The organism is Anatilimnocola aquadivae (genome assembly GCF_049819085.1).
Classification (GTDB): Bacteria; Planctomycetota; Planctomycetia; order Pirellulales; family Pirellulaceae; genus Anatilimnocola.
In genome coordinates this window covers 2,577,444-2,599,129 of record NZ_CP187419.1, presented here as the reverse complement: position 1 = coordinate 2,599,129, position 21,686 = coordinate 2,577,444, and the positions used below count along the sequence as shown (strand labels likewise).

Sequence of the window (21,686 nt, the reverse complement as noted above, 5' to 3'; positions counted from 1 at the left end):
ACTGCCATGCATCTGGATAGTATTCGCGAACTCAAACGTCAGTTGCTGACCGCTTCCAAGCAATTGGCCCTCTCGCAGGTGTCTGCACCAAGTCGGGAGACATTCTCGACCACGCACGAAGTGGCCGCTGGAGCTTTGCAGGGGATCGCACTCGGAGCGGTTGCCGATAAAAAGGGCTTTCGCTTGGCTGTTCGCCAGCAGCAAGCGAGCCCCTTCATCAGTGCCGTGACGGAAGAGATCGCAAGCCTCGCGAAGGGAGAAGTCGACATCAAGTATGTCGGCCCGATCGTGAAGCAGGCCAGTCTCGCCCCCGCTGCCTGGTATCGACGCGTGCGCCGGCCGCTCACGATTGGCTGTTCAATTAGCGATCTGCAACCCGGCGTGCAAATGGCCGGCACGCTCGGCTGCTTTGTTGTCGCGCGAGCCGCGCCGCATTACTGGGGCGTGCTGACGAACAATCACGTCATTGCCGGTGAGAACAGAAATCTGGTTGGTGCACCGTTACTGCAACCGGGCACACTCGACCGAGGACAATCGCCCAAGCACATAATCGGCGAGTTGGGCAAGTATGTCAGGCTGAAGAAAACGAAGATCAACTTCGTAGATGCCGCGTTCGGCATTCTGTACGACGGGTGCACTGCGGATATCGCGACAGTCGGCAATCTCGGCAAGTTGCACGAGGAACGAGACGTCGCCGAAATGACCAGTGGCGACACCGTCTACAAAGTCGGTCGCACTACGGGTCAAACGAAAGGAAGGATCACAGCATTTGACTTGGACAACGTCCTGGTACAATACGATGTAGGCGTACTCCGTTTCGATCAACAAATCGAAATCGAAGGGACTGGCCACAAAGCCTTCTGCGATGGCGGTGACAGTGGCTCCGTGGTCGTCGACAAGGGCCTGCATCCGATTGGCTTGTTGTTTGCGGGGAGCAGTATTGGTAGCACGAATGGCAAAGGGCTCACCTTTGTGAATCCGATTGCGACCGTGCTCGACGCGTTGGAAGTGGATATCGATCGATGACAGGATTCAGCTTGAAAGCCGTGCGGGCCGCCAAGAGCGAAGCAGCGCAAGTTTTTAGCGCGCTCGTGGGCGATGTCGCCGTGGGTGTAATGCGACTCGCGGATGACAGCTACGGCTTGAAGATCAATCTCGCTTCTCAGCCCGACAAAAAAGTACGATTGCCGAGTGCGATTGCCGGCGTGCCCGTGAAAGTCGAAGTCGTCGGCAGGATTAAGAAACGGTCGTAGTCAGTGGAGTCGCCTCGCTCCGCGAGGTGATAATCATCTCGAGGAGCGAGATGGCTACGATTACCGCAAGTGCCAAACGGAATTCACCGTTTTCACTTGCATAGCCGCCTGTTGCCACACCAGCACGTTCACGCAGCAATTGTCTTGCGTCAAGGTCCGATACTGTTTGAGCGGAATGCTTAGAAGCTGCGCGAGATAAGCTCGCAGCACCACGTTGTGTACGACGACGATGATCTGCTGGCCTAAGTGCCGTTGGGCAAGTGACTCGAGAATCGGTGTCACTCGCGCGGCAACCTGCGTGACGTTTTCGCCCTCGGGATAACCATTCACGGAAGGATCTTCGACAAACAGTTCATACGCTTCGGGATCCATCGCGACGATCTCGTCCTTGTCGCGACCTTCCCAGCGCCCCACATCGGCTTCGTGCAAGCCTTCAATGGTCTCGATCACGAGATTCTGTCGCAGGGCAATTCGCTCGGCAGTTTCCCTCGCCCGCAACATGCGACTGCTAAAGATGGCAGAGCAGGGGGCTGTGGCGAGAAACTCCGCAGTCTTCTCCGCTTGAATGACTCCCTGGGGCGACAACGGTAAATCGATCCCGCAGCCTTGCAGTCTGATGGGGCGCGCGAGGTTCGCCACCGTCGCCCCATGCCGTACTAGTAACAAGACACAAGAATCCGGGGTAGGGGAGGGGAGCATGCGCGGGGAGTTCGGAGTTCGGAGTTCGGAGTTCGGAGTTCGGAGTTCGGAGTTCGGAGTTCGGAGTTCGGAGTTCGGAGTCATTACTCAGCGTCGATCACCGGCCATTCTAATCCAATTCGCACGCGTCGGGTTTCCGCATTTCGTCTCCCACTCTCCCACTCTCCCACTCTCCCACTCTCCCACTCTCCCACTCTCCTCCCGTCTGCAGCCCGACTGAACTAAACTAACGGCTAGTCTCTAGCCCCAAGTCCCTTAACCCCTCCCTCACGTGTCACGCATTTTTTCGGTTCTAGCTGTCATCGCCTGGCTTTCGTTGGTCACCAATTTCTTCGTCGGTCTGTGGATCGGCGATTTCAACGGCGCGGCTACTGCCTACCGTGAAGCAAGCGAACAGCACAGGCTGGTGAAATTCGATGCGCAAGCGGCGCCTGCCGACAAGGCGGCCGCAACCGACAAATTGAAACAAGCCGGCGAAGCGTTTCGAGAACCACGTCATCGCATGACGTTGCACTTTTACGTCGGCGTGGCTTCGTCGCTGCTGGTCGTGCTCGTCAATAGTGTCACCGTGACCTACTTCGTCGGCACCAGCAAATGGTGCAAAGAAGTTGGCGAGACCTATTCCCTTTCGGAAGAGTTGCAAGGTCGCAGCACGGTTCTCAAGCGACAGGCGTTTCCTTGGGCCGCGTCGAGCATGCTGTGCATCGTGGTGCTGGTGCTACTCGGTGGACTTTCCGATCCTTCGATTCCGCTCAATCAGGCTGAGCCGGGGCGCAGCGCTGGTATGGTGCAGTGGCACTACCTGATGGCTATGGCGACGCTCGCGTTTGTGGCTCTGTCGTTCTTCATGCAGGCGACGAAGATTGCCGAGAACTATCGCGCCATCGAAGCCATCCTCGGCGAGGTGCGCAAGATTCGCATTGCGAAGGGCCTGCCCGTAAGCGAGGCGGCCGCATGAAAGCGGTGCTACAGCGAGTCAAGCGCGCAAAGGTCACCGTTGCCGGTGAGATCGTCGGCGAGATTCAGCATGGGCTGCTCGTCCTGCTGGGTGTCGCTCAGGAAGACACGCTGGAAGATGCTCGCTTTCTCGCCGATCGCACGGTTGGTCTGCGCATCTTCGACGATGCCGAAGGCAAGATGAATCTCAGCGTGCGTGATGTGGGCGGCAGTGTGCTCGTCGTCAGCCAGTTCACGCTGCTGGGAAACTGCTCGAAAGGTCGCCGTCCGAGTTTCATCGAAGCGGCTCCGCCCGAACGTGCGAACGAACTCTATCTCGCCTATGTCGCGGCAATTGGTGAACAACAAATCCCCACTGCCACCGGTCGCTTTCGCGCGATGATGGAAGTGGAACTCGTCAACGACGGCCCAGTCACACTCTTGCTGGATAGTCGCAAGCAATCTTGATCGTACTGAGCCAGAAGCATGAGCGCCCGGAGTGCATCGGCGTCGAACTCCTACCGCTGCATCTGCTGATATTGCTGCTGTTGATAGTATTGTTCGCGCAAGCGAGCCTGCTCAAGCGCCTGCTGTTGGGCCACTGGATCGAACTGGGGCGGCACTTGTTCGTAGACGGGCTGCTGCTGCATCTCTGGCTGCGTACCGGGAGCGAACCGCTGTTGAACATTCTGCATCTTGTTGTTTAGCTGCTGCGAGGCTTGCAGCGCGTGAGGATTACCAAAATAGACATGGTGACCGAAGTGATCCATCAGCATCGGATCGCCAACGGCAAGAAAGCTGAGCGCGAGCAGTTTGCCATACACGCTGTAGTTGGCCCAACTATCTTTGCCAAAGAATTTGATCGCGGTGCCAAACGATTTCTTCACATTCAGCGAGCGAACATTCAAGCTCCAGATTTCGTCCAACAACAGGTGCGAGAAGAAGCCAAGCATTACCGCGCCCGATTTGAAGAGTCGCAACTGAAGATCGAGATCGGCGACGATCATGAACGTCAGCAGGCCGCACACAATGCACGCGGGTATGCTGTGCCACATACCCCGGTGGACGGTGTACTTCTTAAAGATCTCGACGACGCCAAAGCGTATGACCGCGTAGGTGATGGCAGCGGCCAGCACCATCATTTCGCGCGACCAATGAAGCGCTTCGAACCGGGGCATCATCAGCATCGGAATCACGGCCGCCGCGAAGGTCGACGTCTCGCGCACCGGCGTCCCCGAGTCGCTATCAAGATCCGGCAGCATGCCCGAGACGCTACACAGCGTGCCGCCGAGAATGCTGGTCTCGATGGGCAAGCCCAAGTAAAAGTAGCCGGCGACTCCATACACGGCCCCGAGCGCCGTGCTGAAGGTAATGTGCGATTTAAAGTCCGCCATAGCTAAATCCCTTTCGCTCTCGGCCGCTAGCATCTTGCTTGCGGTCTGCCCTGCCCTTGCCTGCTGGCAACCGCGCCGCGAAAACTTTGGCTGCCATGCGCGCAGACCTTTTGCTTCCGCGCGCGAACTTTACCGAGGTTACGGTTTCCCACCAAGATCAATGTCAATTGCTCTTCGGTCTTCGCCCCCTGCTCGGCTATACTGCCGCGGCACGATCGCCGAACTGTGGCGCTCGCCTGCCATCGCACTTGGAAAGTGCTTCACCCGCGTTGCGGAGTTTGCAAGGATGCAAGGTTACGATTTTCTGATGATTGCCGTGCTCGTGGGCGCGATTGCCTGGGGCGCTTGGAAAGGCTTTGCCTGGCAAGTGGCTTCGACCGCTTCGATGGTGCTCAGCTACTTCGTCGCGCTCAACTTTCGCGCGCCGGTCGCCCAAATGATTGCGAGCTTCTTTCAGAACCGCGCAAGTCAATATCCAACCGGCTCGGCACTGGCCAACGGTCCTTGGAACGTCTTCGGCGCAATGCTGATTCTGTTTCTGGGAACCTCGCTGGTCGTTTGGGTCTGCTTCAACTTTGTCAGCCAGGCCATCGAACGGATGAAGCTGAAAGAGTTCGACCGCCAGGTGGGAGCTATCGTAGGTCTGGCCAAGGGCGTGCTGCTGTGCATCATCATCACGCTCTTCTCGATGACGCTGCTCGAGCAGCCTCAACGCCAGGCGATCATCAACAGCCGCTCTGGCAACGTCATCGCCAATATTCTGGCGAAGGCAGAGTCGGTGCTCCCCCCAGAAATCGTTCAGGTGCTGGCTCCGTACATCGACGGACTCGAGACCGGGAATCCTCAGGCCAACTACAACAACAATTTTGACCCCGCGCGCCAGTTCATGAACTCGGCGGTCAACTCGGCAACCCAGCAACTTGAGCAGGCCTACGAAGCTCGTCCGACTGGCAACAGCTACTACAGCCAACCAGCAAGCGGCTATGGCAGCAACTATGCTCCCGCTCCTAATCAACCTGGCTTCGCTCCCGGCTTCAACGGAGGCCAATCCAACTACAACGACCCGCAGATGGCCGACCGCTACCGACAAATGGCGCCGCCAGTTCAGCCACTGGTTGACCGGCCTTACTAGGCCAACAAGGGCAGGGGAGTGGGAGCCAATTCGGCTTCAGCGCGGCACATCGTCACGACCGTTGCCGCCGGTCTTACCGGACTTTGCCTGGAACCTACGGACGGTGCGCGCGAGTTGCGCAGCGAGACGGATCGAACCAGTTTCAGGATCGTTTGTTCGCGATTTTCGATCACTTTCGCGAGCCGATTTTTGGACGTTTTTTGGCGCCCAACTCAGTCCGAATTTTGGATCTCGCTCGCGATTGTTTTCTCCGCTGACGGGCGCTGAAGAGGGGAGTTTGACTTCGATTTTTCATCGCAAATTCAGCGCGCTTTTGAACTCGAAACGGAGCTCGCATTTCGCTCGGTTGCCCAACGAAAGCGAGGCCGTTTGCGAGGTCATTTCAGCAGGGCTGCGCGGAACGTCGCGAGTTGCAACCAGCACAATCAGAATCTGCGTATTTCCCGAGGAAAACTGCACCTGCTACCGAACATAAGAAACATTATCGGACGTTGGAAGCAGGCTAAAAACAGGCTTTTGGCCGCTGGATAAGCCCTGCTCTGGCGGGCTGAATTGGGCCTGGATTGCGACTCGATTTGAGGGTGATTTTGGGCCTCGCTTTTCGAGGCTCTCGCTGAGCTGATTACGAGGGAAGGTGAACGCCCTTCGCCCTCAATCTTTCGGCGATGATTTCGTACGGCGACGTGTCGTCCAGGAAGCTATGACCGTCTTGTGCGATCCGGGAAATCTCACCGAGCAAGTCGCCCTCGGCGGAGTAGGCAAACAGAGTGAAGTCGATCCCGGTGGATGCGAGCACATACGAGACCTTGATCGGTCTGTTTAAAGTGGGCTCGAACAGCGAACTCAGAACGGATTCAATGATTGCCCGATTCTCGGTGCTGCCACATTCCAAGCATTTCGGCGGCGAGCCCCGCCGGCGTCTCCAATGGAGTTTGCGTTCCAGCGACGCAATTTGTTTGGCGACGATTGCGGCTCGGTCACACTGAACGCCATGGATAAAGTCGAACCACTTGTGGTCCAGTTCGCCACGCTGAAGCTTGGCAAGCTCTAACTCAACCACTTCAACGCTGTAGATGGATTCACCGGCCGTGAAGGCCTGACAGGCGCTGCACCAGACCAACGAACTATCCAAGGGTGCGAGCCGACGATCACTCAGCATGTAGACGCCATGGGGACAAAGTACTAACCGTTCGTGTTCTTCCCCCTCAACCTGAACGTCAATCCCCATCACCATGTTGCACCTGGTCGCCGCAGCGACGTTCTACGCCACGACGGGTTCTTCCAGGAATTTGCCCATCGCGCGAAACTTTTCGTACCGCTGCTGGGTGAGCTGTTCGGTCTTCTTGCTGGCCAGTTCGCGGAGCGAGCGAAGCAGATATTGCTTCACCCGAGCGGCTGTCTGGAAATGATCTCGGTGGGCGGCGCCCAGCGGTTCTTCGATCACGTGGTCGATGACGCCGAGCCTCAGCAAGTCGCTCGAAGTGAACTTCAGCGCGTTGGCTGCCTTCTCGGCGAACTGAGCGCTCTTCCAAAGAATGCCGGCGCAACCTTCGGGGCTGATGACGGAGTAGTACGAGTACTGCAGCATCGCAACTCGGTCGCCGACGCCGATGCCCAGCGCGCCGCCGGAGCCACCTTCGCCGATGACGATGCAAATGATCGGCGTCTTGAGCCGCGACATCTCATACATGTTCTCGGCAATGGCTTGCGACTGGCCGCGCTCTTCGGCACCGATGCCCGGGTAAGCTCCAGGAGTGTCGATCAGGCAGACGATCGGAATGCCATACTTCTCGGCCATCTTCATCTTGAGCATCGCCTTGCGATAACCCTCGGGATGAGCACAGCCAAAGTAACAGGCACTCCGTTCTTTGTAAGTGCGACCTTTCTGGTGGCCGACGACGAGCACCTTGTGCTGGTCGAGTCGCGCAAAGCCGGTGAGCATCGCGCGGTCGTCACCGAACTTGCGATCGCCGTGCAGCTCGACAAAGTCTTCGAACACCAGCGAGACATAGTCGGCCGTGTAAGGACGATCCTTATGACGCGCGACTTGTACGATCTGCCACGGAGTCAGGTTGCTATAAACCTGGCGCGTGAGTTCGTTCACTTCGCGGCGGACGCGGCGAAGTTCTTCTTCTTGCTCGGGCGTGCGCGCTGGCGTTTGCTCGAGCGTGCGCAGTTGAGCTTCGAGCGCCAGAATGGGATGTTCGAAATCGAGTCCCGGGGCGCTGTTGTTCGCGCTGCTCGTGTTCGTATTGCTGGAACCGTTGTTAGTGGTGGACTCGCCGTTAGCCATAGTCTTATCGCTCATTTCACTTACTCAAACAGTTCGTGCTGGCAGCAAGGAGCAGGCTTGCTGAGACAGCGTTGCTGGAGATGCAGTCACAGGATCACCGTAATTGCATTACTGAAAACCCTTGCGGTCGTCCTTTAGTGTTGGTCGAACCGCTGGAGGCTTGGGGACCACTTTGAAGGCTCGCATTTTTTGATACTCCTTCAAAAACTCCCACATCGAGGGTGGCCGATCTTCTTTGCGCTTCGCCATCATCCGGCGAATCAGATCGTTGAACTCGACGGTGACGTTATCGTTCATCACTAGCACTGCTGGCACCGAGGCATTCAGGTGCTTGTTCAGCAGATCGTCGGCGTTGTCGCCGGTGTAAGGCGGCTTGCCGGTAATGAGTTCGTACAGCACGCAACCAAAGCTATAAATATCGGCGCGGGCGTCGAGATTCTGATTGCGGATCTGCTCGGGCGAGATGTAGCTGCGTGTTCCTTGGGTGCGCGTGCCGCCGAACATGTTGCCCAGCAATGCCGAGAAGCCGGTCTTCATTTTTTCGGAGATCGCAAAGTCGATCAGCTTGACGTGAGCATCGTCGCTGATGAGGAAGTTGTCGGGCTTCACGTCGCGATGGACCCAGCCTTTGGTATGCAGATAAAAGAGTGCCTGCGAACCTTGCTCGACAAACTTCGGCGCGAAATAGCTGATCGCTTGCGGACCGAGTCGCAGCCACAGCTTGAGGTTCGGATGCTCGAAGTATTCCATCACCAGATAGGGAGTGTCACCCTCGGTGTTGAACTCGTGAATGTGAATCAAGTTGGGGTGATTCATCGACCCCGCGACTTCGAACTCCCGCTTGAGCTCGTTGATGATCGTTCTGTCTTTGCGTTTGTCCGGCACGGGGACTTTCAACGCGTAGTGAGTCGGGTCGTCCGATTTCACTGCTTCCCAAACTTGCGTGCTCTGCCCAACGCGAATGAGTCGCGCCAGACGATAGGGGCCAAGAAAATCGCGGGCTCTTGTCACAGCCGATATGCTCGCAAAAAGTTGTTCATCATCTATTTGCAGGGTTCCGCCAAGTGCGCCCTACAATCGCTAAGTCTAAACTAGCCCCCCGAATGGATAAAGGGCAGCCCGGGCGATGTAACCCCAGGCAGCCCCCCTGCCCTGCTGGGAAAAGACGGCTTCATCTAGCGTTAAGGTAGACACGCCTACAGTTCCTGTGAAACACAACGCGATTCTCAGCCTGGGCGGCTGAGGGCGAAAAGTTGCCTTCGAAAGGAATTGTCATGAAAAGAAGTATCTGGACTAAGACGGCGATCCTCTTTACTGCCGCTTGCGGAGCGGTATCGCTCCCTGGCATCGGCCCCTTCGCCTGGCAGACATCGGCTGAGGAAGTCACTCAAACCGAGCAAGGGACGGAAACGATCAGCGGCAAGGTGAGCAAGCTGGTCCGCAACGATCACGAAGACGTCGATGGACTGACACTCGAAAATGGTCGCGCCGTTCACTTTCCACCGCACATTGGCCGCGAGGTGGAGCAAGCGATCAAGCCCGGAGACATGGTGATTGTGGTGGGACGCAACGAGACACGACCCAAGGGAGAGAAGGTCTTCGCGGCCGTTCGCTTGGAAGCCAAAGGCAAGACGATCAAAGTGACTCGCCCCGCACCACCGCCCGGCAAGGACGGACCTCAGGAGAAACCGCGGGCTGTGGAAGCCACCAAGGAAGTGAGCGGCAAGGTGGTCGAGCTTGTGAAGAATGGTAAAGGCGATATCGACGGCTTGCTGCTGGCAGACAAAACCGAAGTCAGGTTTCCGCCGCACCAGGGCAAAGATCTCGCCAAGCTGGTCGCCATCGGCGATCAAGTCAAAGTAACTGGGCACACCCATGAAACTCCCAAAGGCGAACATCACTTCCATGCAAAGATGATCACCGCCGTGAAGAGTGGCGAATCGATCGAGCGCGACGAACCGGCCCCTCACCGCCCCCCTGCCCCGCCCCACGGGCCAAAGGGCAAGCACGAACCAAAGGCTGGCCCCAAGCACGAACCGAAAGCGGGACCCAAGCACGAACCGCACGCTCAGCCTCCGCATGAAGAAATCCTGCGCGAGATTCGCGAACTGCGCAAGCTGATCGAACGGAAGTTTCCCGACAAGGAGTAGCACTCCTGGCTAAGATGGCTCGTCTACTTTGTGAACTACACGTTCGGGACCGATCATGCGAGTGTTGATCATCGAAGACGAGCCTGACTTGCGGCGACTGATCGCCGAGGTCTTGTGCGAAGCTGACTACGCCGTCGACCTGGCTGCCGACGGCCAGGACGGTTTGACCAAGGCGCTCAGTTGGACCTACGACGCCATCGTGCTCGACCTGATGCTCCCCAAGCTCGATGGCTGGAACTTGCTCGCTCAACTTCGTCGTGAGAAAGCGACGCCCGTGCTGATCGTTTCGGCGCGCGACTCGGTCCGCGATCGCGTCGAGGGCCTCGACCTGGTCGCAGATGACTACCTGATCAAGCCTTTTGAGCGAGAGGAATTGCTCGCCAGGCTGCGAGCGCTCATTCGTCGCGCTGCTGGCCAAAGCGTGACGGAGTTAATCATCAGTGACGTGCTCATCGACCTTCGCGCGCACACGGTTACCTTGGGCGGTAATCTCGTAGAGCTAACTTCTCGCGAGTATGTGTTGCTGGAGTATCTAGCACTGCATCGCGGGCGAGTTGTCAGTCGCACGGAACTATACGATCACCTGTTCGACGAAAACGAGAACAGCTTGTCGAACTTGCTCGACGTTCACATCTCCAACATTCGCAAAAAGCTAGGGCGCGATCTCATCGAAACACGCCGGGGACTTGGTTATGTCATTCCCGAGTAAACCCGCCCCACAACCCGAAGCCGCCCTCCCCTCCCCTGCCCTGCCTGCCAGTCGACCGCTGTGGCTGGAAGTACTCGGCGCGCAACTGGCGGTGCTGTTGCTGGTCGTGATAGGTTTTGGCGTCACGATTTATGGCTTGCTGCGGCACAGCATCTTTCGCGAAGCAGAGTCCGACCTGTTTGCGGCCACCCAGTTCATTTTCCGAGACCTGACCAGCGGAACGAGTGCGCAGGATCTCGAAATTTCGCGCACGTACTGGCATCGGTTTGGTCCCGCGCCGCGCGATCGCGCGTATCTTGCCGTTTGGCAACCGACCGGCGAACTGCTGGCCACTAGCGAACATGTGCCCCAGAACTTGAAGCCTGTCGATCGATTACCGCCCCGCGACGGACCGCATCCGTACACTGCCCGTTGGCAAAACGGAGATCTGCAAGTCTTCGTCCGCGGCCCTGCCGACGAAATCATCTTGCTCGGTCGCCCGCTGGGTAAAGAACGTGACCGCCTGAGTGCGTTGCTCGTGACAATCTTTTTCATCAGCTGCGCGGCCTTACTCATTGGTGGACTCGCAGCCTGGTGGCTAGCGCGCAGAATCACGCGCCCCATCGAAGGCCTGACCACGACCGCTGAACAGATCACGGCGCGTCAACTCGATCGCCGCTTACAGGTAACTGCCAGTTCGCGCGAGTTACAAAGCCTGGCGTTTGTTTTCAATGGCATGCTAGAGCGCTTGCAAACTTCGTTTCAGCAGCAGACGCGCTTCACTTCCGATGCCTCGCACGAACTGCGCACGCCCGTCTCGGTCATTCTGACCCAGGCCGAGCATTCATTGGCCCGACCACGTAGCAGCGAAGAGTATTGCCTGGCGCTGGAGACCTGCCTGCGGGCTGCACGGCGAATGAAACGCCTCGTCGATGACTTATTACTGCTCGCCCGCGCTGATGCCGGCAAGCTGCAGGCTCGCCGTGAAACGTGCGATCTGGCGGAACTCACGCGACACACCATCGAGTGGCTCAATCCGCTGGCAGCCGAGAGCGGCATCCAGCTGACAACGAGTTTGTCGACCGCGCTCATCGTTGGCGACCCCCAGCAGCTTGGACAAGTGATCGCCAACCTCGTTTCGAATGCGATTCAGTACAATCTCGCTCAAGGTGAAGTCGAAGTTACCACGACTACCGATCAGGGCTGGGGAGTGCTGGGCGTGCGAGATACCGGCCCCGGCATTGCTGCCGCCGATCAACCACGCATCTTCGAGCGGTTCTTTCGCGCCGATCCAGCGCGCACCGCTTCGCCCACTGCGGGACAAGGAACAGGACTCGGGCTGAGCATTGTGGCAGAGATTATTGCCGCTCACGGCGGCACGATTGATGTTGCTTCCACACCAGGCAGCGGAACGACGTTCACCGTCAAGCTGCCGCTTGCTCCAGCCTTCGAGCGCGACTAGAAGGCTTAACTCTGGCGTTTCCTGCCAGTTGGGAACCGGCACCTATGACGTCAGCCCGAACCTTCTGCGAACTTCATCCCCATCAGTCACCATTTTCGCTTTGGCATCGTCCAAGCCACTTTCGATGCACTTACGCACTTGAATACGATGCATCAAATCGTCCCAACTTGCACCTGATGGCAATGAAGCAATCAGGGCATGGGCTGCAGTTCTGATATCGACTGGAGTTTCATCTGGCATTCTCATTCTCCCTTTTTCAGCCCCCTGCCCTGCCCTGTCACCATTGGATCTGGTCGAACAGCTTTTGCAACTTGCCGGCGCGAGTGGGATTGATCATGGCGAAGTAAGAAATGCGGCCGAGTAGGTGGGCGCGAAAGTCGGGAAGTTGCTGGCGATTCTGGGAAGCGGCGCCGTGACGAAGGCAGTTGGTGAGCGTGGCCTTGAGCAGGTCGTAGTCGTCTCGGCGGGGATTAAGATGCTGGTTCACGACCAGCCCGGCCAGTTGCTGACGAACACCGGGACGCATGATGCGAGTCTTGCGATGATGGACCGCAAAACCTTCTTCGGCGGCGATGACACAAGCCTGGATCTGAAAGCGGTCGATACCGCGGACAAAGTCTCGGCCGCCGGAGAAAGCCAGATCGTCGGCGTAACGCGTATAAGTACCGCCGGCAACCTGCGCGAGCGTGGATAGCCGACAGTCGAGCCGATAGGCGCATAAGTTGGCGATCGCTGGAGAAGTCGGCGCGCCTTGGGGAAGATGTGGGCGAGCGTAGAGGGAACGCATGCGCAATTGGTCCGTCATGGCCAACTGTTCTGAATCCCAAACGTCGGTTGGCGACGTATTGGTGCAGAGACCTGTCAGAAGCTGCGCGACACTTTCGGGATAGCCCACAAAACGGAACAATTCGCGCACGCGGGCCGCTGAAATGGAAGGAAAGAAATCTTGCAGATCGATTTTCAGTACGACGGCCTGCGCCACATGCGGCGAGGCGAACGAAACGATGGATCGCTGGCTCCGGAAGCCATGGGCCGCATCGTGCAGCGGAATGGGCTCCAGAATTTCGATGAGTAACTGTCGTTGAATCGCCTTTAGGCGTTCCTTGGGTGCTTCGATCAGACGCGACTGGCCAAAGCGCTTGGTCAGCAGACGATAGTGGTAATTTCTAACGCGGTTTGGTGAACATTTCGCTTCGAAGCCACGGCAATCGGCGAGCCATTCCAGTTCGCGCACGGAGACTTGCAGCCAGGCGGCAAGCTGACCAACGGTTACCAGCGAAGGTAGGTTCCAGCCTTGCGCGGGTGGCAGGGGAAGCATCGGTGGCGCAAAGAGAAACTCACGCGCCCAACGCGGTCGGTTGAGGACCACTTCAACAAACGATTCATCCGTGGCGATGAATCGCTCGACATCGAATCGACGTGGTCGCCACGGCGCGGGAAAGACTCCACAAAGCCGTTTAACCAGGGGTTTGAGCCAACGATACTTCTTGCCGAGCAAGCGGCCCCCGCGCTCGATAAGGGAAGTCTCCGACCACTCGCCGGCGAGAAAGACCGTGGCCAGGGTGCGCGAGAGGGAATCGAGAGCAGGCATAGATGAGCGACAGCGCACCCCAACGAGACTGGTCTGGCGTGAGCGATTCTGCGTACTCGCGCAGCGCCGCTCACGCGACGAAATCCTAACCCTTCACGATTCCCTGGGGTAACCCCAGAGAGGAAGAACCAGGCCCGAGAGTTTCCTGCTCGTGCCCCATTCCTCCGGCTTAGGATGCGCCGCCACCCGCCGGGGATCGTATCAGTTGAAGTGGGCTGTGGCCAGAACGCAGATTCATGCCGGCGTTACTTGACAATCAATCACCATTTTATTTCAATCTCTTCATAATCCATAACACACGAAACACTAACCAACTAACCAGTACATTATTATAAAGTTACCGACTGTTTGTCAACATCGCGAGCTAGTGCAAAAGCCAATAAACCCCCGCCGCAGGGGCGGGGGCGAGAGAGTAGTAAGCACGCCAGTGCAGACACCGATAGCCTCCTGCCGCAGGGGCGGGGGCGAGTAAGCAGAGAAAGAACAATCGCATCGCCGTTTAGGACGAGTAAGTGACTGGTGAGCGGGAGCGAGGTTGAAGTGGCCAGTGCGACGCCGGTCGGCGGTCGACGGAAATGGCGCTGGGAAGGTTCGTTGCCATTAGTGCGGGATGCGGCAGCGGTTACTTGGGGTTTGTGAAGAACAGAAAACATGCTGAACAGGTGGTGAAAAGTGGTTATCAAACGGTTATCAAGAAAACAGGACAATAACCGGTTATCACGGACGCAAGCGGTTGCCAATTACGAGGTTAAAGGCGGTATGCAAATGAAAAATTTCGATGCAAAAAGTTATCAAACACTCCCCTGCCCTGCCCCGCTGATGACCGACGGGCGAAATCCAAGGAGAAGCTGGTCAAGGGACGAGAATCCGCCGCAAGATTGAAAGGCCGAAGACGAATGAGCTGAAGTCGCCTGCGTTTCAAATAGCCCGACGCGTCAGCGAGGGGACATTCGCACTACGATTCAATGCAATGGATCGTCGCAATGAATAGCTCCCTCGCTGACGCGTCGGGCTACCTGAAGCGAGCCTGCGCGGAGCGCTCCCCTGGGGGGCTGGGCGGGGAATCGTTATGTTTGAAGCAATCAGAAATCACTTCCAGCGGTGTGGCCGTTTCGAACGGGACCGCTGGGGAACCGTCATTGCCCGCTGAGATGCCTCGATGAAGATTCAACCGTTTCTCGAACATCATGGAATCGCTCGCAATCCCTTTGCCGAAGAAGATGCGCAAACCGATCCGGTGTTCAAGGAACATTGCATCGATAGCACCTATCACCCGACTTGGGACAAGGTCTACGGCGATCCGCATGAGCCAGCCAGCTCGATTGTGTTTGGCGAAAAAGGTTCCGGCAAAACGGCGATGCGTCTGCAGCTGGCGCGGCATCTGGAAGCCTTTAACGATCAGTCGCCAGCCAAGCGGCTGTTCGTGGTCCACTACGACGACTTCAATCCCTTCCTCGACCGCTTTCGCGATCGACTGAGCAGTCGCAATCGTCGTCCCGATCGCGTCCTGCAAATGTGGAAGCTCTGGGATCACATGGACGCGATTCTATCGCTGAGTGTGACCGGGCTGGTCGACCGCATTCTGGAAGCGAAGCAGCCTAGTAACTCGGTGGTGTGCAAGCTGGAGCAGAATAAGATCGATCAACTCGACCGGCATCAAGCCCGCGACTTGCTGGTGCTGACGGCCTGCTACGACCAAGGAACCGGCGAGAATTTTAAGGACCGCTGGAATCGTTTGCGCAAGCGGCTGAAGTTCAACACGTACAAAAGCTATTGGCAATTGGCGGTGGGCTGGGCGTGGATGGCAATCGCCTTCACGCTGATGATTGTGATGTTCGCCAATAGCTATGGAACCTGGCTACAGCCGCTGTGGCTCTATTTGTTGATTGCTGTCGGCGGTTGGCTTCCGTGGCTGGTGAAGGCCTGGAAGAACTTCTGGCTCGCACGCGGCATCCTCAGTCGCATGCGCGTCGGCATTCGGCATACGAATGACCTGCGCAAGGTCTTCATGCAGTTCACGCCGGCGGAATTGTCTTCTCAGCCTTTGCCGAACAAGGACAGCACCGACGACCGCTACGAACTGCTGATGAAGTTTCAGGCGATTCTGCAAACGCTCGGCTATCCGGGCATCATCGTGCTGGTCGATCGCGTCGATGAGCCTCACTTGATCAACGGCCAGGCCGAGCTCATGAAGGCGCTGATGTGGCCGATGCTCGACAACAAGTTTTTGAAGCACCCCGGCCTGGGCATCAAGCTGATGTTGCCGATGGAACTGACTCGCTTCATCGAGCGCGAGGAGCGTGAGTTCTATCAACGAGCGCGGCTCGATAAGCAAAACATGATTCCGTCGTTTGAGTGGACCGGCGAAGCGTTGTACGACGTGGCGAATGCCCGCGTCAAAGCGTGCGCGCTCGATGCGTTGAAGAAACCTTCGCTGCAGACACTGTTTGATTCCAGCGTTTCGGAGCAACGACTCATCGACTCGTTCCGCACGCTGCGGGTGCCTCGCCGACTGTTCAAGTTCCTCTACAAGCTGCTCGTCGCGCATTGCAACGCACATACGGACGAGAATCCCGCGTGGCAGATCAGCTTGTCGCGGTTTGAATCGGAATTGGCTCTAACACTGCGCGATCAGGACGCGTTTGATCGGGGCGTGGGAGCGGGGTAATACGAAGCTATACAGCGAGCAATCATGATGCGACAGATTGTGTGGGTTCCTGCAGTTGCGATCGTAGCGGTCGTGCTCTTCGCGGCCGCGATGATCTTTGACGCCATGGCGAAAGAAGACGGATCCAGCTTGAAGCACACTCCCGAGGTCGTGCAATCCATCATGTCCACGCTGGGACTCGCGATGCTGCCCATCTCGCTGATAATGGGAGTGTTTTCGTTGTCCCTGTTGTCGCAGCATGGTCCTGGTGGAGGCGAAACTTTGCAGGTTTGGCTTTTTTCGGGAGTAGCGCTCCCGGCCGCAGCCTTATTTGTCTTTTGCATTTTCGTCGTCAACGACACTTGTAACCAAGCGAGATGGGGGCCGTAGCTGGCGTCCTTTGCGAGGGCGTTGACAAACGGCGTTGGGTTCGTTGGGAGAATTGCCATGTCGCAGTTTGAGTCAGCTCAGCCTAACCCGTACGCGTCGCCGGGCTTTGTCGAGGCACAGCAACAGTTGAATCCAGCTCCCACGTATGGCCGGGTGCTGCGGCGGACCGGCGAAGTGCTGCTTGGTGTCTGGCCGACGTTGCTGGGTGCCTTGCTGCTGCTGTGTTTGCCGTGGCAACTGGGTGTCAGCTATTACGACTATCACTATCTGAGCGAGGATGTGCCGTCGATCATGATCCTTTCGCTGCTCAGCAGCGTGGGGCAGTTGAGTCTGATCTTATTGGCCAACACGATAGTGATCGCTGCCTGTTGGCAGGCTTTGCAGAAGCAAGAGCAAGATATTCCGGCGATCGTGCGGCGCGGCCTGATGGGCTTTGTCTACGTGTTTCCCTCGATGTTCATCAGCCTGGTTGCCATCAGCTTTGCCGTGCTGGCCTGTTTGATTCCGGGGATCTATTTGAACATTCGCTGGATGTACATCCTGCCCATCGCGGTGGTCGAAGGTCGCGGCGGAGTATCGCCCCTGCAACGTAGTTGGCAACTGACGAACACGCACCAGATGTTTTCGGCGGTGATGTTTTTGATCTTCTGCGCGCCGATGGTCGTGGTGATGGTTTTGACAGCGCTGCCGAGCGAGTTCTTGCCGGAGTTCGACAACTGGGCCATCGATGCCATGCTCACCACCGTCAACGACTTGGTAACGCTGATCGTGTGCTGCGGATTTACGTGTACGTACTACGAGTTGCTCAAATCGCAAACGGAGCCGGCGAAGATAATGCCGGAAGATCCTGAGTTAGTGGCAGCGGCGTTTGCGGAGAGACCGAGGTTTGGGGAGTGATGATTATGGGATTGGTTGCAGGTCGGGCCCCTCACCCCTGCCCTCTCGCCGGAGTACCGAGGAGAGAGAGTAAGGAATTGTGCCTCTCGCCTCTCATCTCCCGCATCTCGTCTCTCGCCTCCCGCCGCTTCTCATCACGGCTTGAGCACGATCTTGCCGCAGAGCGTGTTGCTCTTGCGCAGGGTGTTTTCTTCCTGCAACTGGTGCGCTTTCGCGGCTTCGGACAGCGAAAGGATTTGCCCGATGTGAGCTTTGAGCATGCCCGAAGAGAGCCAACGGCTGATATCGCCAGCGCAGATGCGCTGCTCATCGGGAGTTGCCTTGAACATGACAAAGCCGAGGAGCGAGCAACCTTTGACGTAGAACGGACCGACGGGGAACGACGGCTTGGCATCGCGACCAGCCATGAGCAACATGCGGGCCCGTTCGGCGAGGAGTGGAACGATCTTCTCGAAGTCGGGCTCGCGAGTCGTTTCCCAATAGACGTTGACGCCCCCGGGCGAGAACTTTTGCACGGCCGCGGCGATGTCGTCGGTCGTGTAGTTCAGCACTTCGTCGGCCCCGAGGGCTTTGACGGCCGCCATCTTCTCGCTGCTGCCCGCGGTGGCGATGACCCGCGCGCCGGCTGCCTTCGCCATCTGCACCACGACCGAACCAACACCTCCCGAGCCACCGTTCACAAACAGCGACTCGCCGGGCTTGATGGCCGCACGCTGAAACAGGCCGAGATGCGCGGTGATGCCGACGAGGGCACTCGCCGCGGCCGCTTCGTCGGTGACGTCGCTAGGCGTGGGATAGCACCAGTGAGCATCGATGGCTGCGTACTCGGCAAAGCAACCTTGCCGGCCCATGAAGCCCTGGTTGCTTCCCCACACTCGATCGCCGGGCTGGAAGGCAGTGACCTGCGAGCCAACTTCGACGACGGTCCCGGCAAAGTCGGCACCAATGATGAAGGGGATGGGAAGCGGCCAGTAGTTGGCACCGTTGCGGATGTAGGTATCGATCGGATTGACCGCGACCGCGCCGATTTTCACCAGCACTTGCGCGGGCTCGATCTTTGGCTGTGGCAGATCGGCAACCTGAATCACGTCGGGCGGGCCAGTCCGTTCGATGTAAGCGGCCTTCATGGAGGGCGTGACCTTTCTAGTCCAAGGGGAGGCGTCTAATGACGGGCAAACTCACAAAGCGGCATTCTACTGCGAGCCCTCGGGAGCGTGGTTCGGCGGCGAAGAGATGGGAAAGCGACAAAAGACTGAATTGCTAGTTGACTACGGGGGTATTGTCAGAGACACTGTCACTCTATTCCAGGAGGAATAGGGGGTTTAAGAGGGATCTGCCGGGTTATGTAGCGGTTGCCGCATGCGGCGATTCGCAGCAAGTAGTCATTGCATTCAAGAGAGACCAACAAATGAAGAAAACTCAGCGGGTCAAGCCGGCGCGGCGACTGTTCTTGGAGAGCCTGGAACGTCGGGAAGTTTTGGCGGGCAATATCACGGTTACCTTGGCTCAAGGGCTGCTGACCGTCGTCGGCGACAGTGACGCAAATCAAATCGGCATCTATCAGCAGGCCAATGGTCGCTTCAACGTCGTTGCTTTGGATGGCGAAGAAATCACCGGCCCCACTGAGGACCTGATTGTTCGCAACATTGCAGTCGGCATGTGGGCGGGGGACGACTTTGTTCAGATCTCAGCCCAGCCTGAAGAAGGCGAAATGCTGCCGGTTGCCGCGGAAGTGCTCGGTAGCGTGAAGGTGCGCGGCGGCGACGGCGACGACATCCTGCGAGTGAGCGTGGTGGGTCGCCAAGTGGGTACGTTTGTGCTGCCGTCGTTGAGTGTTGGCATCGAGGGCGACCTAGTGCCGCCGACGAATGTGGGCGAAGTGATTGTGGAACAAGACGACGAAGTCGGCGTCTTCAGTACCATCACCGGCAGCCTGACGATCAACACGCAAGGTGGCGACGACATGATCGACTTGATCAATGTCAGCGCGTTGAACTTGAATGTGAATGCAACTTCGACGGCAAACACCGGCACTACAGACAATGACACCGTGACCTTGTCGGTCGTCAATGCTTTGAATGCAACCGTGAATTTGGGGACCTCCTCGGTGGTAGAGGGCGTCGGCGGCAATTCTCTGTTTGTCGACAATGCCATTTTTGGCACGGCGACATTGAACGGCGGCAATGGCCCCGACCTGGTAGCTGTATCCGAAACTCGTGCTGCACTTTCGCTGACGATCAACACGTTCAACGCAGCAGATGTCGTCGACTTGGACGATGTTCAAGTGGGTCTCACACAGGCTGACTATGCGGCGATTGCCGATCTGATCATTGAGGCCTTCTCACTCAACCTGAGTGCCCTGCCCTTCAACGTATTGTCGCTGATTCAATACATTCCGGAACTGCCGGGTTACTTGTATGTCTACACCGGCAACGGCGCTGACGAAGTGTTCACCAACGATCTGTTCTCGACCAGCATGATCTTCATCTCGCTGGACGCCGGTGATGACCGCTTGACCGCAACCGGCTACTTGGAAGCCGACGTCAGCATCCTCAGCGGTGGCTTGGACTTCGACCGTCGCTTTATCACTGCAGATACCTCGGGCGTCCTGAGCGTCATTCTGTTTGAAGGCCTGCTGCCAGATCCAGAACTCGCGGCTTAGTACCGCAGGAACGCTTAGCCCGGCTATTCGTTACAACCCGAACCCTCTGCACTCCCTGTGTAGAGGGTTCTTTCGTTAGTGGGGCAGATCATGACCTAAGGTTGCGACAGGAGATTATCTCGCCCCACCTTTAGGACGATTGCAATATGACGGCTGCTTCACCCTCGGTTGCTGGCTCGGCTGCCACCGGCAACCTCTTAGCATCGATCTTGTCGGAAGACAGTTTTCGTCCCGCCGAACCACGCACCATCGAAGAAACCGGGCTCACGGCTTCGTTGGTCGAGACACTGATCTTGAAGTACTTGCTGCTTTTGGGATCGGCGAGCGGTCGGCAAATTGCCGACAATGTTTGCATCAACTTTTTGATCCTGGAACCCATCTTCAACTCGCTCCGCCAGCGACAGCTGATCATTCACAGCGGCAGCGCGCAGTTGAACGACTACAACTACACGCTTACCGATCAGGGGCGCGCTCGCGCACGGACGGCCATGGAACAGTGCGCTTACATCGGCGCAGCGCCCGTGCCGCTGGAGGATTACATCGTCTCGGTCGAAGCCCAAACCGTGCGTGCAGAGGCACCGCAAAAGCGGCAGTTGCAGAAGGCGTTCTCGGACATCACCGTTGAACAGCAGATGCTCGATATGCTGGGGCCCGCAGTGAATAGCGGTGCCGGACTCTTCTTGTACGGAGCGCCGGGCAACGGCAAGACGACGCTCGCCAAGCGCATCACCGCCTGCTACGGACAACACATCTGGATTCCGCGCACGATCACCGAAGATGGCCAGTACATCAAGTTGTACGATGCGGCCTTTCATGAGCCGCTCGAACAAGGGAGCAACTCGCTGTTGAAATCGGCCGAGCACGATCGCCGTTGGATTAAGATTCGTCGGCCGACCGTGATCGTTGGTGGTGAACTGACCATGGATGCCTTGGAAATTCGCAACGATGCACGAAGTAACGTCAGCGAGGCATCGCTGCAAATGAAGAGCAACTGTGGCTGTCTGCTGATCGACGACTTTGGACGTCAGCGCATGCAACCCGTCGAACTACTGAATCGCTGGATCGTGCCGCTCGAAAATCGCTTCGATTTCCTCACACTCGCCACCGGCAAGAAGATTCAGGTTCCCTTCGAGCAGTTGATTATCTTCAGTACGAACCTGCAGCCGAAAGATCTAGCCGACGAAGCGTTCCTCCGCCGCATTCCTTACAAGATTGAAGTGAAGGATCCAGGCCGAGAGGAGTTCCACTTGCTCTTCAAGATCTGCTGCAAGAGCCTCAATTGTGAGTTCAAGCCGGAAGTGGTCGATCATCTGATCGAGAAGCACTACAAGCCGGCTCGACGTCCACTGCGTCGCTGTCAGCCTCGCGACTTGCTCAATCAAGTACGCAATTACTGCGTCTACAACGCGATGCCCGTGGAGATGAAGCCTGAGTACTTCGATCGCGTGGTGCCCAGTTACTTCACCGTGGTTTCCGGTGCATAGATTCTGGC

The 21,686-nt window shown here is 57.5% G+C and carries 21 protein-coding genes; 13 read left to right on the top strand and 8 right to left on the bottom strand.

Annotated features, from left to right (window positions below; genetic code table 11):
• Positions 1 to 6: 6 nt before the first annotated feature.
• Both NA78x_RS10545 and NA78x_RS10540 read left to right on the top strand, forming a co-directional pair.
• Complete coding sequence (locus NA78x_RS10545) at positions 7 to 1,026, top strand: hypothetical protein (RefSeq protein ID WP_425618404.1); 1,020 nt, start codon at positions 7 to 9, stop codon at positions 1,024 to 1,026.
• The gene (locus NA78x_RS10540) at positions 1,023 to 1,253 is read left to right on the top strand and encodes a hypothetical protein (protein WP_425618403.1); all 231 of its coding nucleotides are present in this window, start codon (positions 1,023 to 1,025) and stop codon (positions 1,251 to 1,253) included. Before NA78x_RS10545 ends, NA78x_RS10540 begins: the two co-directional genes overlap by 4 nt.
• 60 nt (positions 1,254 to 1,313) lie before the next feature.
• On the opposite strand, the gene NA78x_RS10535 is transcribed toward NA78x_RS10540, so the two are convergent.
• The gene (locus NA78x_RS10535; RefSeq protein ID WP_425618402.1) at positions 1,314 to 1,952 is read right to left on the bottom strand and encodes a histidine phosphatase family protein; all 639 of its coding nucleotides are present in this window, start codon (positions 1,950 to 1,952) and stop codon (positions 1,314 to 1,316) included.
• A gap of 271 nt (positions 1,953 to 2,223) precedes the next feature.
• On the opposite strand from NA78x_RS10535, the gene NA78x_RS10530 reads away from it, so the two are divergent.
• Both NA78x_RS10530 and dtd read left to right on the top strand, forming a co-directional pair.
• Positions 2,224 to 2,910 carry a hypothetical protein gene (locus tag NA78x_RS10530; RefSeq protein WP_425618401.1) on the top strand — a complete coding sequence of 229 codons (687 nt, stop codon included), beginning with the start codon at positions 2,224 to 2,226 and terminating at the stop codon, positions 2,908 to 2,910.
• Positions 2,907 to 3,356, top strand: coding sequence for a D-aminoacyl-tRNA deacylase (gene dtd / locus NA78x_RS10525; protein WP_425618400.1), 450 nt, complete (start codon positions 2,907 to 2,909; stop codon positions 3,354 to 3,356). The genes NA78x_RS10530 and dtd overlap by 4 nt, the downstream gene beginning before the upstream one ends.
• A 50-nt stretch (positions 3,357 to 3,406) precedes the next feature.
• Here dtd and NA78x_RS10520 read toward each other — a convergent pair whose 3' ends face one another.
• Complete coding sequence (locus tag NA78x_RS10520; protein WP_425618399.1) at positions 3,407 to 4,282, bottom strand: metal-dependent hydrolase; 876 nt, start codon at positions 4,280 to 4,282, stop codon at positions 3,407 to 3,409.
• Positions 4,283 to 4,568: 286 nt separating this feature from the next.
• On the opposite strand from NA78x_RS10520, the gene NA78x_RS10515 reads away from it, so the two are divergent.
• Entirely contained in the window at positions 4,569 to 5,414 is an 846-nt protein-coding gene (locus tag NA78x_RS10515; RefSeq protein ID WP_425618398.1) for a CvpA family protein, read from the top strand.
• 622 nt (positions 5,415 to 6,036) lie between these two features.
• On the opposite strand, the gene NA78x_RS10510 is transcribed toward NA78x_RS10515, so the two are convergent.
• From NA78x_RS10510 to NA78x_RS10500, 3 genes are all read right to left on the bottom strand, one after another.
• Positions 6,037 to 6,642, bottom strand: coding sequence for a hypothetical protein (locus tag NA78x_RS10510; protein ID WP_425618397.1), 606 nt, complete (start codon positions 6,640 to 6,642; stop codon positions 6,037 to 6,039).
• A 33-nt stretch (positions 6,643 to 6,675) separates the two neighbouring features.
• Positions 6,676 to 7,722 (bottom strand): acetyl-CoA carboxylase carboxyltransferase subunit alpha, encoded by a 1,047-nt coding sequence (locus tag NA78x_RS10505; protein WP_425618396.1) that lies wholly within the window; start codon positions 7,720 to 7,722, stop codon positions 6,676 to 6,678.
• A gap of 93 nt (positions 7,723 to 7,815) precedes the next feature.
• On the bottom strand, positions 7,816 to 8,718 hold the full coding sequence (locus NA78x_RS10500; RefSeq protein ID WP_425618395.1) for a serine/threonine-protein kinase: 903 nt from the start codon (positions 8,716 to 8,718) through the stop codon (positions 7,816 to 7,818).
• A gap of 263 nt (positions 8,719 to 8,981) precedes the next feature.
• On the opposite strand from NA78x_RS10500, the gene NA78x_RS10495 reads away from it, so the two are divergent.
• From NA78x_RS10495 to NA78x_RS10485, 3 genes are read left to right on the top strand one after another with little or no spacing between them, the layout of a single operon-like run.
• Positions 8,982 to 9,857: an OB-fold nucleic acid binding domain-containing protein gene (locus NA78x_RS10495; RefSeq protein ID WP_425618394.1), complete on the top strand. Its 876-nt coding sequence runs from the start codon at positions 8,982 to 8,984 to the stop codon at positions 9,855 to 9,857.
• A gap of 55 nt (positions 9,858 to 9,912) precedes the next feature.
• Positions 9,913 to 10,566 carry a response regulator transcription factor gene (locus tag NA78x_RS10490; protein WP_425618393.1) on the top strand — a complete coding sequence of 218 codons (654 nt, stop codon included), beginning with the start codon at positions 9,913 to 9,915 and terminating at the stop codon, positions 10,564 to 10,566.
• Positions 10,550 to 12,007, top strand: a complete 1,458-nt coding sequence (locus NA78x_RS10485; RefSeq protein WP_425618392.1) for a sensor histidine kinase — start codon at positions 10,550 to 10,552, stop codon at positions 12,005 to 12,007. The genes NA78x_RS10490 and NA78x_RS10485 overlap by 17 nt, the downstream gene beginning before the upstream one ends.
• A gap of 42 nt (positions 12,008 to 12,049) precedes the next feature.
• Here the strand turns inward: NA78x_RS10485 and NA78x_RS10480 are convergent, their stop codons facing one another.
• Both NA78x_RS10480 and NA78x_RS10475 read right to left on the bottom strand, forming a co-directional pair.
• The gene (locus NA78x_RS10480) at positions 12,050 to 12,247 is read right to left on the bottom strand and encodes a hypothetical protein (RefSeq protein WP_425618391.1); all 198 of its coding nucleotides are present in this window, start codon (positions 12,245 to 12,247) and stop codon (positions 12,050 to 12,052) included.
• Positions 12,248 to 12,284: 37 nt separating this feature from the next.
• On the bottom strand, positions 12,285 to 13,598 hold the full coding sequence (locus tag NA78x_RS10475; protein ID WP_425618390.1) for a reverse transcriptase family protein: 1,314 nt from the start codon (positions 13,596 to 13,598) through the stop codon (positions 12,285 to 12,287).
• Positions 13,599 to 14,757: 1,159 nt separating this feature from the next.
• On the opposite strand from NA78x_RS10475, the gene NA78x_RS10470 reads away from it, so the two are divergent.
• Genes NA78x_RS10470 through NA78x_RS10460 form a run of 3 tightly spaced genes read left to right on the top strand, consistent with a single transcriptional unit; the run spans position 14,758 to position 17,532 of the window.
• A complete protein-coding gene (locus tag NA78x_RS10470; protein ID WP_425618389.1) occupies positions 14,758 to 16,266 on the top strand; it encodes a hypothetical protein in 1,509 nt (502 codons plus the stop codon).
• Between the two features lie 24 nt (positions 16,267 to 16,290).
• Entirely contained in the window at positions 16,291 to 16,635 is a 345-nt protein-coding gene (locus NA78x_RS10465) for a hypothetical protein (protein WP_425618388.1), read from the top strand.
• Positions 16,636 to 16,692: 57 nt separating this feature from the next.
• Positions 16,693 to 17,532 (top strand): glycerophosphoryl diester phosphodiesterase membrane domain-containing protein, encoded by an 840-nt coding sequence (locus tag NA78x_RS10460; protein WP_425618387.1) that lies wholly within the window; start codon positions 16,693 to 16,695, stop codon positions 17,530 to 17,532.
• Positions 17,533 to 17,666: 134 nt separating this feature from the next.
• Here NA78x_RS10460 and NA78x_RS10455 read toward each other — a convergent pair whose 3' ends face one another.
• Complete coding sequence (locus NA78x_RS10455) at positions 17,667 to 18,659, bottom strand: NADPH:quinone reductase (RefSeq protein WP_425618386.1); 993 nt, start codon at positions 18,657 to 18,659, stop codon at positions 17,667 to 17,669.
• 281 nt (positions 18,660 to 18,940) lie between these two features.
• Between NA78x_RS10455 and NA78x_RS10450 the strand changes: the two genes are divergently transcribed.
• Both NA78x_RS10450 and NA78x_RS10445 read left to right on the top strand, forming a co-directional pair.
• Positions 18,941 to 20,194, top strand: coding sequence for a hypothetical protein (locus NA78x_RS10450; protein ID WP_425618385.1), 1,254 nt, complete (start codon positions 18,941 to 18,943; stop codon positions 20,192 to 20,194).
• A gap of 146 nt (positions 20,195 to 20,340) precedes the next feature.
• A complete protein-coding gene (locus NA78x_RS10445) occupies positions 20,341 to 21,678 on the top strand; it encodes an AAA family ATPase (RefSeq protein ID WP_425618384.1) in 1,338 nt (445 codons plus the stop codon).
• The last annotated feature ends 8 nt before the right edge of the window (positions 21,679 to 21,686 follow it).